Here is a 12,830-nt window from a genome sequence, read left to right as displayed (position 1 = left end):
TTAAAACCAAGGCTGTGTTTCCAGATGAGGAGTCTGTTTTCAAGCTGATGTATTTGGCAATGAACAACATTGCTAAGCGATGGAATCGACCGATAAAAAATTGGAAGGCAGCCTTGTCTCATTTTGCTATCCTATTTCCAGGACGCTTCAACTATTAAAAATCTAAAGGCTTACACAAAAATCTAAACACTCTCCTCAATCCGTCTGCTGATGAAAATTGCATTTCTAATCAAGGCGATCGCGGGCGAGTCATTGTTTTTATCGATGGCTCAAATCTGTTTTATGCCGCTTCAAAACTAAATACTGAAATTGATTATGTTAAGCTGCTTCAATATTTAGTGGCTAACGATTTCCTGATTCATGTCTTTTTTTATACAGGCTACGATCCGATGAATGAGAAACAGTATCGGTTTCTTCAGTGGATGCGCTATAGTGGCTTTCGCATCATTACTAAAGCGTTAACACAGGATAAGAATAGTACTAAAAAAGCTAATCTAGATGTGGAAATTGCGGTGGATATGATGAGGTTAGCTCAGCATTGCGATACCGCTGTCTTAGTTAGCGGCGATGGAGATTTCGTCTATGTAGTGAATGCTATTGCGGCTCAGGGCGTTCGAGTTGAGGTTGTTGGCTTGCGTTCGATGACCAGCAGCTCTCTGATTGATGTTGCCAACTGTTATGTTGATCTTGCCAGCATTCAACAAACCATTCAAAAGTTTGATGATCGTGCCGATCAGCCATCGGTGGTTCTTCAAGGTTGAGTCTACAGTGATGCCTGTTCCTCATCTGTAGTAATCATTCGTTTTGTCGCAAAGCCGTTGAGAATCAGTCCCCGAATCAGCGCTACTTCTTGATCTAAACCCTTTGCATGTTCCTGATATTTCGTGGCATCGTTGAGTAGATTGTAACTTTCCATCCGCTCAGCCATTTGACGTGCAAATGTTACCTTTTCTTCCATTGCCCGGACAGCCGACCACAAGGCATTTTCCAAATTCTGAGTTTGCTCTGATAGGAACACATTCGCCGTAAAAGAGTGCCCTATATGACAGCGGAACCGCAGCGGTTCTGATGTGCCAATTTGCCAGATGCTACCGTTGCATTCCGGGCAAGTGTAAGTCGTGCGAGTGCCGATCGCTTCGACATGCTCTAAAAACTCCTGGGTATTCATTCCCTGTTCTGCAATCTTGGATTCAACTTCGATCTCTTCAGTCACGGGATATGCCTCCTCCTCTTCCTCGGCGGGTTCCTTGGATAACTGCACCAGCAGGTCTGAGATTTCTGCAAGCGGCAAGCAGTAATCGACCTTGACAAACCGCAAGGCACTCTTTGCCATGCTAGGATACTCGGCTTCGCTGGGGTCTTGCACGATCGCAACTCCACCTCGTTTCTTGATTGCCTGCAATCCTACCGTGCCGTCATCCAGGTAGCCAGTCAGCACTACACCTACCACTCTAGGACCATAAGCACGGGCGGCGGAACGAAATAGCGTGTCGATCGCGGGTCGAAATCGATTTTCTTGAGGTCCACGTACCACACGCATGACACCTTTATTAACTAACAGGTGATGATCAGGCGGTGCGACGTAAATTTGTGCTGATTGAATTGGCTCGCAATCTGACGGGTGAGACACTGGAAGAGCACTCACATCTGCCAGAATTTGAGGGAGAAGGCTGGGTTTATCAGCAGCGAGATGCTGAACAATAAAGAGGGTAGCATTCAGGTTAGAGGGGAGGGCACCTAAGACCATCCCTAATGCTTTAAGTCCACCGGCTGAAGTGCCAATAACGATAATGTCGTGTCCAGACATAAGTTCCTTCTTTGAGTGAATAAGGGCAGCCCAACATCATTTGGATCTTTTAGCGCAACTGAGCTGGTTAATCGAAAGTTTTCGGCAACTTAATGATAAAACTTGTTCCCTTACCCTCTGCACTTTCAACTTCAATTGTCCCTTGATGAGCCTCAATAATACTCTTGGCTAAAAATAGTCCTAATCCCCATCCTGTTTGATCTTCCGCAGAGGTCGTGCGACGAAATTGTTGAAAGAGGATAGACTGAGCGTCTGGGGCGATCGGCTCCCCTTCATTGTGAATAGTGAGGCTAATCTGCGTCTCGTTCTGCTGGAGCGTCAGTGTAATGGGCGTATCAGGAGCACCATACTTGACGGCGTTAATCGCTAGGTTTTCAATGACGCGCCGGATCTCTTTAAGGCTGCAATTGCCTCTGACATCAACATCGGCGATTACAACAAACCGATTCTTCCCATAAGCAAAGCTCAAATCCTCCGCGACATCCCGAACAAGGCTGTCTAAACTGCATTCTTCAAATTCAAGCCTCAAGCTCTGTCCTGACCGCAGCCGACTAGCATCAAGCAGGTTTTGGATCATTGAATCCAGCCGATCAACCGCATTTAACATTTTCGCCGCAATATTGACATGGGTGTCGCCTTGTTCAAGCCGACGCAGAGTTAGCTGGGTTCCCATTTTGATAACATTGAGTGGACCTCTAAGATCGTGAGTCAGAGTCACCATAAATAGCTCTTGAATATCTCGCAGCGTTTGAGAAAACTGAGTTGCCGCATCGTTAACAGCCTGCTCAATCGAGTCGATAATAATATCTCGCTCCCTCGTCTTTAACAGCGATTCTTCCTCCAAAACCTGAAAGATGACTTGACGGAGAATATGGTACTCAAAAATGAGTTGAGGCATGGAGTAGTCAGAAAAACCTGCTCGCTCATGTCCATGCTGCTTACCAATCCGAGTGCTTTCTAATTGATCGGCTTTTATTCTGGCAGATGTCCTTTCAATCTTATTTGACAGTTCATCGACTAACTGGTTTAGATACTGAGGTAGTGAATTTTGTAGAACCAGAGAATTTTGATGAATTGAGGCACCGACTTCATCCCGCGCTCGCTCTTCCCACATCCTCATGATTCTTTGAGTATTTTGCTTGAGGCGATCAGATGCTTGATTCAACATTGGTTTTGATATTCTACATGAGTGGTGGTAGAGACAAATTTTTAGCGCGGGTTTTGGTGGTGTTTCCAACAATTCCCCATTAATACATCAGGATGGGTTGCATGAAAGTTCGACTGACAGAAGTGTAATTGTGAAGAGGATCTTTCCTGGTAGATTTTCAACAATAACCGTACCACCCAAATGTTCGATTAGTTTCTGTACCAGTGCTAGTCCTAATCCGGTTCCACCTTGCTTCCAGGGATCTGCATTTGGAATGCGATAGAACTTATCAAAAATATGAGTGAGTTCATTGGCGGAAATATCCCCACTTGTGTTGCTGATCTGAAGTTGTATCGAGTCTGGTTGAGCTTGAATGGTAAGGACGATTTGTCCATTCTGAGGTGTGTATTTGCAGGCGTTGTTAAACAGCTCTGTCAAAATTCGCTCTAAGGTTGCTGGATCGGAAATTAAAACAGGCAAATTGGGGGCCAGGTCTATCTGAAAGGTTTGCTGACGATCTCGTGCCCGCTCTTGGAAGGGGGCAACCACTGGCGGCAGCCAATCATGGAGACAAATGGTTTCCATACTTAAAAGATGTTCACCCGCCTCAAGTCGTTGCAAATCGAGCAAATCATTAATCAAGCTAATTTCCCGATCGCACTCCGTATCTAAAATATTGAGGTACCGATCGACCGTATTTCTTTTTTCTAATTGGGTAGACTCTTCAACAGTAGCCCGCTCTTGAGCCAGCGCAACTTTTAACATCCGGATTGCCATTCTCATATTAGTCACGGGAGAACGTAGTTCATGAGACGTAGTGCTGAGAAAACTATCTTTAAGCTGGTCGAGTTTTTTCATCTCCTGAAGCTGAACTTGCGATGCTTGATAGAGTCGGGCTTGCCGAATTGCGATCGCACATTGGTTCGTAACCTGCATCAGCAGGCGAATTTCTGCTTCGCTAAAACCCTCTTGCTGCGGCTTGAATAGCCACAGGTCACCCAAAACACCCTGATCATCAACAATGGGACAAGCCAGAATCGTGAGATGACAAGTTGAGTTTTGATCAATCTCACAAAACTGAAAATATTCACCTTGCAAAAGCTGACGATAGGTTTCGGGTAGGGTTCTCATCGAAATCACCTGTCCCAACGACGAAGGGGAACAGGCGACTCCCTCAAGCTCAAAATTTGTAAACTCATAGCGAACCGTAGACGTGGCTAAACCAACGTCATACAGGGCTGTATCGCAGCAAATTAAGACGAGTACGATCGCTAATTCCTGCACCGCTGTTTGCAGAATTTGGCTCTCATCCAAACTGTCCCGCACTTTATCCGTAATTCGTTTTAGACCTGCTTCAAACTCAAGCGCTTGCTGTAGCTCAGCTGTGCGTTCTTGCACCTGCCGTTCTAGCTCAGAGTTGAGGTTTGCTAGAAGCTGTTCGACTTGTTTGCGTTCGGTAATGTCGCGCAACAGCCACCGCAAACTGACAATTTGACCTGACGTATTGCGAACGACCGCCACCGTTAGCGCAGCATCGAACGGCGATCGATGGGGTGAGCGCAAGCAGATTTGCCAATCTTGCAGGTTGTCTAACTCCTCTAATCGATCCAGGGTGCGATGAAAGGTGGCGCGATCAGGTTGATCAATAAAAATCAGCAGCGGTTTGCCGACCAGAAACTCTTGCGAAACATTGAGTAGCGTTGCGATCGCATTATTTGCCTCCTGAATTTTGCCATGGGCATCTGTGACCAGATAGCCATCGGGTGCAAACTCAAACAGTTCCTTGTAGCGCTGGCGTTCTGACTCTACAGCTTGACGAGTGTTGACTAACGCTTCGTTTTGATGATGCAGTTCTGCCTCAGATGCCTGCAATTCTTCTAAAACTGCCTGAAGCTCCGCCAATGCCTCCGATAAAAGTATTTGCTGGGATTCAGGTAGGTCGTTTGCCCGTTGTTGCAGTACCCATGCTCTTTGATACACCGCCTTCAACTGTGGGGATATCATACCTGTTAACCCTAGCCTGCTTCAATGGCGGTTGTTGCCCATAGCATCTTACTCAACACGAACACGCTGTGTACCCATCCATCTACTGATCTTGACCCTGCACTTCCTCCGCGCTTACTCGTCCACCCAGGTTTGCCACCATCCAAATCAATTGAGTTGAGTCAATCGGTTTAGCCATGTGTATTTGAAATCCAGCCTCAATCGCTTGCTGCCGCTCTCGATCGCTGACGTAAGCTGTAATTGCCGCTGCTGGAATCTGTCTTCCGACCTCTGTATCGAATGCTCTCACCTGCCGAATCAGGGAAAGTCCATCTTCATCAGGCATCCCGATATCTGCCAGGAGCACGTCATATTGATCAGGGGATTCAGTTAAAGCATCGATCGCCTCCCTAACTGAGGTAACCGTCACAACGTCTGCTCCGACCGCTTCTAGAATATACCTCATCAAATCGAGGCTATCTACTTCGTCATCAACCACCAGAATGCGTAAGCCCGTCAGTGACGGAACCTCCTGGTTTACAACTTCTGAAAGCTCTTCTGCTGTGGGTTCTAAGTAACTTGGTGATGTAGACTCTGGAGCTGTTGAGCGAAGAGGGAGTCTTACGGTAATGGTGGTTCCCTGCCCTTCTCCAGGGCTTTCGGCTCGCACTGTGCCACCATGCAGTTCTACAATATGTCGGACAATCGCCAAGCCTAACCCCAACCCCTGCCTCGCTTTCGTGCTGCTAGCGTCTCCTTGACGAAAGCGATCGAACACGTAAGGTAATAACTCCTCAGGAATGCCTTGTCCAGTGTCGCTGACTCGAATTTCGGCATAACTCTGTACGGGTGCAACTGTGACTTCTATCTGTCCACCAGCAGACGTAAACTTAATTGCGTTCGTTAGGAGATTCCACAGCACTTGCTGTAAGCGATCGCTGTCGCCCACAACGATGGCAGCATTTAGCTGTAAAACGAGTTGAATTGTTTTAGCCTCAGCCGCGAGTTGAACCGATTCGATCGCAACATCCACAATGGAGACCAGATCCAGTAGCCCCGTGTTGAGGTGCAGCTTGCCACTGGTGATGCGCGAAAGATCTAGCATGTCTTCAATGAGTTGAGATTGTAACCTGGCACTCCGCTCAATCACTTCTAACGCACGATCGACGGCTGCCTCATCGAGCTGCTGTTCGCGAAGCAATTGCGACCAGCCCAGCATGGTATTTAGTGGGTTACGGAGTTCATGGGAGAGATTCGACAAAAATTCGTCTTTGGCACGGTTGGCAGATTCCGCTTCTTGGCGGGCAGCCTGTTCCTGGTTCAGAAGGTGCGATCGCTCGGTTTCAAACTGCTTCCGCTCAGTGATGTCTTCGATCGCTAGCAGAATTCGTTGAGTCTCTCCAGCTTGAACAACCCTCCAGGCGTTCAACAGCATCACTTTGTGCCCAATCCGCTCAAAATCATGCTCCACCTCAAAATTTTGCAGGCTCGTATCGTTGGTCAAAATATCTTCTAGTAGCAATCGCAGTCCGGGGATATTCCACTGCCCGTTGCCCAACTCAAACAGTAGCGTCTGCGCGGTTTCGGGGGGAGCTACGTGAAACGTGTCATAGAAGGTTCGGTTGGCAGTGTTCACCCGAAAATCAGATTCCAGCACCAGCAGCGGCATTTGCACCGTTTCGACGATCGCTTCAGCATAATTCCGAGCTGCTTCTAGGGTGACAGCACTCCGCTTGAGGGCATCAATGTCTAGCAGCACCAGAACCACGCCATCGATCTGATTTTCGGTGGTACGGTAGGGGCGAATCCGCAACGTGTACCAATGCCCTCCCTGGGTTTGCACCTCTAGCTCTTTCACGCTCAGGGTTTCTAGCACCTCCAGAAGCAGCGACTCTAAGTCTGGGATGTTGAGATTGGCTCTGATGTCACTCAGGGGTCGCCCGGCATCCCCTGGAATGAGGTTGAATAAACGCTGTGCCATCGGCGTAAAGCGGCGAATGCGTAAGTCGTTAGTCAACATCAAAATTGGGATGTTGATGCTGGCAAGCAGATTGGTCAAATCGTTATTGACCTGGTGCAATTCCCCATTCCGACTACGAAGTTCTGCATTGGTCGTGTTGAGTTCTTCGTTGGTTGCCTGTATTTCTTCTTTGGCAGTTTCTAGCTCCTCATTCGTGCTTTGCAGTTCCTCATTGCTGGATAAAATTTCTTCATTAGCAACTTTGAGGTCTTGATTCGTATGCTCCTGGTCTTTGATAATCGCCTGCAAATATTCCTGAGTTGCGGCTCGTTCCTGACTGGCAGCGGCAAGTTCTTCCCTGAGTCGGGCGATCTCCCGCTCCAAATCTCCTTGAGGCAGATCTGAATAAATCGGACTAGGGCTACTAGCGGGGGGCGCGTCTTCAAACAGCACTAAAAAGCGGGACTCTTCAGTCATTGGAACTTTAAAGGGAATCACCTGAAGACTAACAATTCTCGAATGTTCACGTAGTGTCTCGGAACGAGAGTCACCCTCTTCCATGTGGAGTCCGTGTTTGGTGACGGGCACCTCTTGCCGTTGCGCTTGATAAATAGCAGCGCGTACCTCGACCAGTAAGCCATCCCTTAATAAGTTGAATAGGCTGAAGTTTGCAACTCCAGAGGTCAGTTTTAGATAGCGATCGACGTTTCCCCGAAATTGCAACACCTGCATTTTATCGTCGAGCACCACTCCCACCGGAGCGTAATGGCTGGCAATCAGGTGATCAACCTTTTTTTCTAAGTCAAACTCTTCGCTTGGAGGGGGCACTAATTGGCGATCGCTCACCTTTGTCAACGGATAGCTGCTTGGGATAAACGAAACTATCGGACGAGTCGCATTAGAATTCTTGGTGTAAAGCCTGTACTTTTTCTCGACTAACGTAAACAAATCTGACGGTTGACCAATGCTCTCGGCGGTGCCCAACAGCAGAAAGCCGGTCGGATTGAGACTGTAATGGAAGATCGTCATAATCCGCTTTTGCAGCGCGTCTCCCAAATAGATCAGCACGTTGCGGCAGCTAATTAAATCGAGATTAGAAAACGGGGGATCGCTGCCTAAATTTTGACGGGCAAATACACAGAGTTCACGCACCGCCTTATTAATTTGAAATCGCTCTCCCTCAATCGCATGAAAAAATCGACGGCGGCGTGCCATTGACATTTCCACCATCTGATTCTCGGCATAAATGCCTGCTCTGGCCTTGTCGATCGCCACTTCGCTGATATCCGTTGCAAAAATCTGGATCGGCAATTGGATGGCTTGATCTTCCAAAAATTCCAGCAGACAGATGGCGATCGAATACACTTCTTCGCCCGTCGAACAGCCCGTTACCCAAATCCGAATGGGTGCGTCAGCAGACTTGTTTTGGGTAATTGTGGGAAAGACTCGTTCCTTCAACAGGTCGAATGCATCTGGGTCGCGGAAAAAGCTGGTGACATGAATTAGAATTTCCTCATACAGCGCTTTGACTTCCGCCGGATGCTCTTGTAGATAGGCAACATAGTCTTCCAACTGTTCCAGCTTATACAGCAGCATCCGTCGCTGAATTCGCCGATCGATCGTGTTGGGCTTATAGCGGCTAAAGTCAACCCCTGTATTCAAGCGTAACAAGGCAAAAATTGTCGCCAAAGCATCAATAGGTTGAGGCGATGCTTCTGTTAAAATGGGCGGCGGTGAACAAGCCAGCATGGGATTGCGGCTCAGGTTTGCCAGTTCCTCAGCAATTTTTGCAGGCGGCAGCACAAAATCAACATTTCCGGTGGCAACCGCCGTGTTCGGCATACTGTCAAATTGTGCGGTGTCTTCACACTGAGCAAACGTTATGCCTCCAACCGCCTTAATCGCCTTCAGTCCCAGCGAACCATCACCATCCGATCCCGACAAAACGACGGCGATCGCTTTATGCCCGCGATCGGCTGCCAACGAGGCAAAAAAGGCATCTCCTGGCATATATTTGCCCAACACCTTCTCACGGGGCGACAGTTGCAACACACCTTCAGTAAGAATCATTTTTGTGTTAGGCGGAATCACATAAATTTGATTCGGCTCTACGGTTGTGTTGTTCTCTACTTCGCGGACTGACATTTGTGTCGCTCTAGCGAGAATCTCACTCAACAAACTCTCGTGATCTGGCGCTAAATGCTGAATCAGCACAAATGCCATGCCCGTATCGGTTGGGAGATGGCTAAGTAATTGTGTAAAGGCTTCTAAGCCACCCGCCGAAGCAGCTACTCCCACAATGGGAAAAGGGGCCTCAATTGGCTCTCCAGCTAATTCAAACATCGGTGATTGCGAGGAGTCAGAAGGCATAGGCTAAAATCAGACACCCTAGCAAGGCAGTTCTCCTCTCTACTTTAAGGCGGTTTACGCGATCGTGCTGTCCTTAATTAAATTCTGGGTAGTAGCTGTAACACACCCCTCTCAAGGCTGAATCAATTGTCCAAATTGTAGAGTTGAAACTGGCAAAGCTGTTGTTTGCCACCATTGAATTCTAAAAACCTGAATCGAGGCGGATGAGAAATATCAAGCTCGTTAGACTTTTAAGCACTGATGAGGCGATCGCCCCTGTCCCTGAACACTAGAAGCCATTACCCTTAACCCATTGATTACTCATCATTCGCTAACTCAGACGACAATAACGGTAGCGCCTCAGGAAATTGTAGACCCTACATATGGAATGCCCATTTCGACTAGTCTTAATTCTGACTGCGCTATTCGCAAGTAAAACCAGCTTATTGAGAATAGCGTCCCAACTTTCACAAGAATTCCCTCTAAAACCAGCATAATGCGTATCTTTTCTTAGTCAGAATACGTGGATGGTGAGTGGCTATTGGGCGTTCGGGAGTGGTGGGTGAAAATTTGTGACTTTAATCATAAGCTGACCAAAGCTTAAGGCAAAAAATGACCAGCACTAAAGCTGAAAGGCTGATGAATGCGTTGCGTAAATCTGGGGGCATCACAAAAGATTAATTCATACGTTGTCCATCCTGAACAACGTTGGCTAAAGTCGCAAAATTGTCTGAGGATTATCAGATAGAGATAAGTGCAATTTTCTGTAACACCTATGGAGCGAGCATTTCCATCTTTCGTGGCACTAAATTACACATATTCTGATTAAACCCCTGCCTAGTTACCTGAAAATAATCAGATAGAGATAACGGCACTTCCTTCTTTCAAGTTGATGCTTCTTTGGGACTTGCTGTACAGTAGCTAAGCTAATGACTATGGCAGGCATGGGAAGGAACTGACCATATGATTTACGTCTGCAAAAGAAGCCAAAAGAAGTGTCATCCTTGCACCCCTGTTATATAGAGACATAGTTTCTCAACATGCCTTGGTTTGCCTCTGGTCTTTTTGTTGAGATGGAAGTGGTACTGTAAGCGTTTTCTGTTGCAAGCCTTGGGTCTTTCGTGCCTATTATTCTTCCTTTTCTTTCTGTTCCATTTCAGCGATCGCCGCATCCACTTCCATCTCTAGTTGTTCGACCGTAGGTAGGCTCTCCTGTAATTCTGAGGGAAGGTCGTCGCGGAGCTTGTAGGTGGCAACGCCGATAGGGTTTTGCACAGAGCCAAGAGCAAATTCGACGATCGTGCGGCTTTTGGAGCGGCAAAGCACAATTCCGATGGTAGGGCGATCGAGTTCATCACGGAGCAGGTGGTTGACGGCTTCCACGTAGAAGTTCATTTTGCCGGAATATTCGGGCTTGAACTCCGTCACCTTAAGGTCGATAACCACATAGCAGTGTAGTTTGACGTGGTAAAGCAGTAGGTCGATGAAATACTCGTTTCCATCAATGTCTAATCGGTACTGGCTTCCCAGGTAAGCAAACCCTACCCCCATCTCCAACAGAAAGTCACGAATGCGATCGACTAGGGCACGCTCTAAATCCCGCTCCTGTGCGTCTTTGCTGATAGTGAGGAACTCAAAATTGTACGGATTTTTCAGGAGCTGATGACTGAGATCTGATTGCTCAGGTGGGAGGGTGCGCTCGAAGTTGGTGATCGCGCCGCCTTGGCGTTGGAATAAACCCGTCTCGATCTGGATAGCTAGAATATCTCGGCTCCAGCCATACACTGCGGCCTGTTGAGCGTACCAGAGGCGTTGTTGAGGCTCCTTTAGCTTATCCAGCAGGGCGATGTTGTGATACCAGGTAATTTGTGCAAGCACCTCTTGCACAATTTGTTCGTCTGGGTAGGCTTGGGCGAAACTCCTCATGTACTTTAGGTTTCGAGTGGAGAACCCTTTCATCCCAGGGAACTCCTGTTGCAAGTCTTTCGCCAACCGTTCGATAACTTTTGATCCCCAGCCTTCTGCCTGCTGACGAGCCAGAATGTCACGCCCCATGTGCCAATAAAGCAGTACCAGTTCACGATTAACAGCCAGTGCTGCCCTTAACTGAGCGGTACGGATGCGACTCTTCAGGCTTTGTAGAATAGCGGCGTAATTGTCGTCGTTTGAGGAGATAGAGGTTTGCTTGGACATAGCACGGCAGTCTTATCTGTAAATATTTTCAGTCCTAAACCTTTTATCCTCTAAAGGTCTAAAACCTTCTTCAAGTCCTCAGTATTCCGGATGTTTGACCAATCCACATTCGCAGAGCGGAGCAGATCGATCGCTACGCCAATGAGATGCTGAGGATAAACCCGCTCTGATGGGGGCACGGGTTCCTCGTTGTTGTCCCGTACTTGGGTAGCGGTTTCCGCCAGCCACTGCTGCTGTTTCTTGCCAATTTTGATGTTGACCGTAACAAGTTTGTCCGGTTCTGCCTTCGCGGTTGCTTTCTGCTTGGCACGGGGCGGAGCGCTTACCTTAGCCTTGCTTGGCTCTTGAATCGGAGCAGGGGCAGGCGGTAATGATGGTGGAGCGGTGGCTTCAGTTTCGGTTGGTTCCGGGGTTGGTTCGATCACCTCGGGGACGGGTGCGATCGCTTCCGGTTTCGGTTCTGGTGTCGGTGGCTCCGGCTCGGGAGGTGAGGTCGGCTCTGGTTTGGGGGCTGTGGTCGTAGAGAAGGAGCTGAGGGAGCCTAATCCTCCCATACGTTTTTTGGTCGAACTCATCATTAAACTCTCCAAAGCTTCGTGACTTCTTTCCCCAGGGATTTGTAGGCTACTGCCCCGGTAGAAGAGGGCGCATAGTCGAGAACTGGCCGCTGTTGAGCGATCGCCTCGGCTACGTTGATGTTTTCGGGAATTGTGGCATACAGCAGGTGGTAGTTCAGGTCAGCAGCACTGCCCACCAGCAGATCGTCGGCTTCCCGTGTCAGCACGAGTTGCCGTTTGTAGCGACACCGCAGCACATCAATAGGGATGTTCGTGTTTTCGTCCCGGATCAGGGCGATCGCTTCACTTAACCCCTTTAATGCCGCAGGTTCGCAGAGGGTAGGCATCAACACTCGGTTGCTAGCTAGGATGGCCTGCACCGAAGCAATGCCTAGAGATGGCGGACAATCCATTAGAATCACATCATACCCTAAAGGTATTAGACCTTTAAGGGATGGGGTGAAAATGTCATGGTCAGCGGTGATGCGGAACATCCCAATATCTCCAGGGATGAGATCCAACCCCTTTACAGACGTAGGGATGGGAGCGATCGCCTCATCTGCCGTGAGCCATTCCAGAGCCGTTGGAGCGCTGCCATCTAGACCCAGACCAAAGGATAAGGTGCGCTGCCCATCTAAATCGATCAGCAGCACTTTCCGTTTCCCAGCAAGTGCAGCTCCCAAATTGAGGGCAGTGGTACTCTTTCCCGTACCTCCCTTGAAGTCAGACACCCCCGGCGAAGCCGGTGGCTTAATGAGTGGGACCGCCTCAAAGGCGGGCGTCCTCACCGGGGGCTTACCGGTTTGTCTCTAGAACTGTCCTCCTTTATCCGCT

Annotated in this window: 8 protein-coding genes and 1 pseudogene; 2 read left to right on the top strand and 7 right to left on the bottom strand. The window is 48.4% G+C overall.

Translation table 11 applies throughout. The annotated features are described in order from the left end of the window. Together NDI52_RS33455 and NDI52_RS33450 are read left to right on the top strand one after the other, a co-directional pair. Nucleotides 1-158, top strand: a pseudogene (locus tag NDI52_RS33455) (IS256 family transposase); the annotation flags it as partial. Between the two features lie 63 nt (nucleotides 159-221). Next, on the top strand, nucleotides 222-761 hold the full coding sequence (locus tag NDI52_RS33450; protein WP_190770837.1) for an NYN domain-containing protein: 540 nt from the start codon (nucleotides 222-224) through the stop codon (nucleotides 759-761). Nucleotides 762-763: 2 nt separating this feature from the next. Here the strand turns inward: NDI52_RS33450 and NDI52_RS33445 are convergent, their stop codons facing one another. From NDI52_RS33445 to NDI52_RS33415, 7 genes are all read right to left on the bottom strand, one after another. Next, nucleotides 764-1,807 (bottom strand): chemotaxis protein CheB, encoded by a 1,044-nt coding sequence (locus NDI52_RS33445; protein WP_190770833.1) that lies wholly within the window; start codon nucleotides 1,805-1,807, stop codon nucleotides 764-766. Nucleotides 1,808-1,874: 67 nt separating this feature from the next. After that, a complete protein-coding gene (locus tag NDI52_RS33440) occupies nucleotides 1,875-2,975 on the bottom strand; it encodes a HAMP domain-containing sensor histidine kinase (protein WP_348257083.1) in 1,101 nt (366 codons plus the stop codon). A gap of 87 nt (nucleotides 2,976-3,062) precedes the next feature. Further along, nucleotides 3,063-4,958 (bottom strand): ATP-binding protein, encoded by a 1,896-nt coding sequence (locus tag NDI52_RS33435; RefSeq protein ID WP_190770832.1) that lies wholly within the window; start codon nucleotides 4,956-4,958, stop codon nucleotides 3,063-3,065. An 82-nt stretch (nucleotides 4,959-5,040) separates the two neighbouring features. Then, the gene (locus tag NDI52_RS33430; protein ID WP_348257082.1) at nucleotides 5,041-9,267 is read right to left on the bottom strand and encodes a chemotaxis protein CheB; all 4,227 of its coding nucleotides are present in this window, start codon (nucleotides 9,265-9,267) and stop codon (nucleotides 5,041-5,043) included. A gap of 1,107 nt (nucleotides 9,268-10,374) precedes the next feature. Beyond that, a complete protein-coding gene (locus NDI52_RS33425; RefSeq protein WP_190770830.1) occupies nucleotides 10,375-11,439 on the bottom strand; it encodes a PDDEXK nuclease domain-containing protein in 1,065 nt (354 codons plus the stop codon). A 50-nt stretch (nucleotides 11,440-11,489) separates the two neighbouring features. Continuing rightward, nucleotides 11,490-12,017, bottom strand: a complete 528-nt coding sequence (locus NDI52_RS33420) for a hypothetical protein (protein ID WP_199330809.1) — start codon at nucleotides 12,015-12,017, stop codon at nucleotides 11,490-11,492. Beyond that, nucleotides 12,017-12,784: a ParA family protein gene (locus NDI52_RS33415; RefSeq protein ID WP_348254195.1), complete on the bottom strand. Its 768-nt coding sequence runs from the start codon at nucleotides 12,782-12,784 to the stop codon at nucleotides 12,017-12,019. The genes NDI52_RS33420 and NDI52_RS33415 overlap by 1 nt, the downstream gene beginning before the upstream one ends. Nucleotides 12,785-12,830 lie beyond the last annotated feature (46 nt).

The sequence above is a fragment of the Leptolyngbya sp. PL-A3 genome, assembly GCF_039962325.1.
Taxonomy (GTDB): domain Bacteria; phylum Cyanobacteriota; class Cyanobacteriia; order Elainellales; family Elainellaceae; genus Vacuolonema.
Note: the sequence above shows the minus strand (reverse complement) of the source record. Positions and strands in the feature narration are given on the sequence as shown.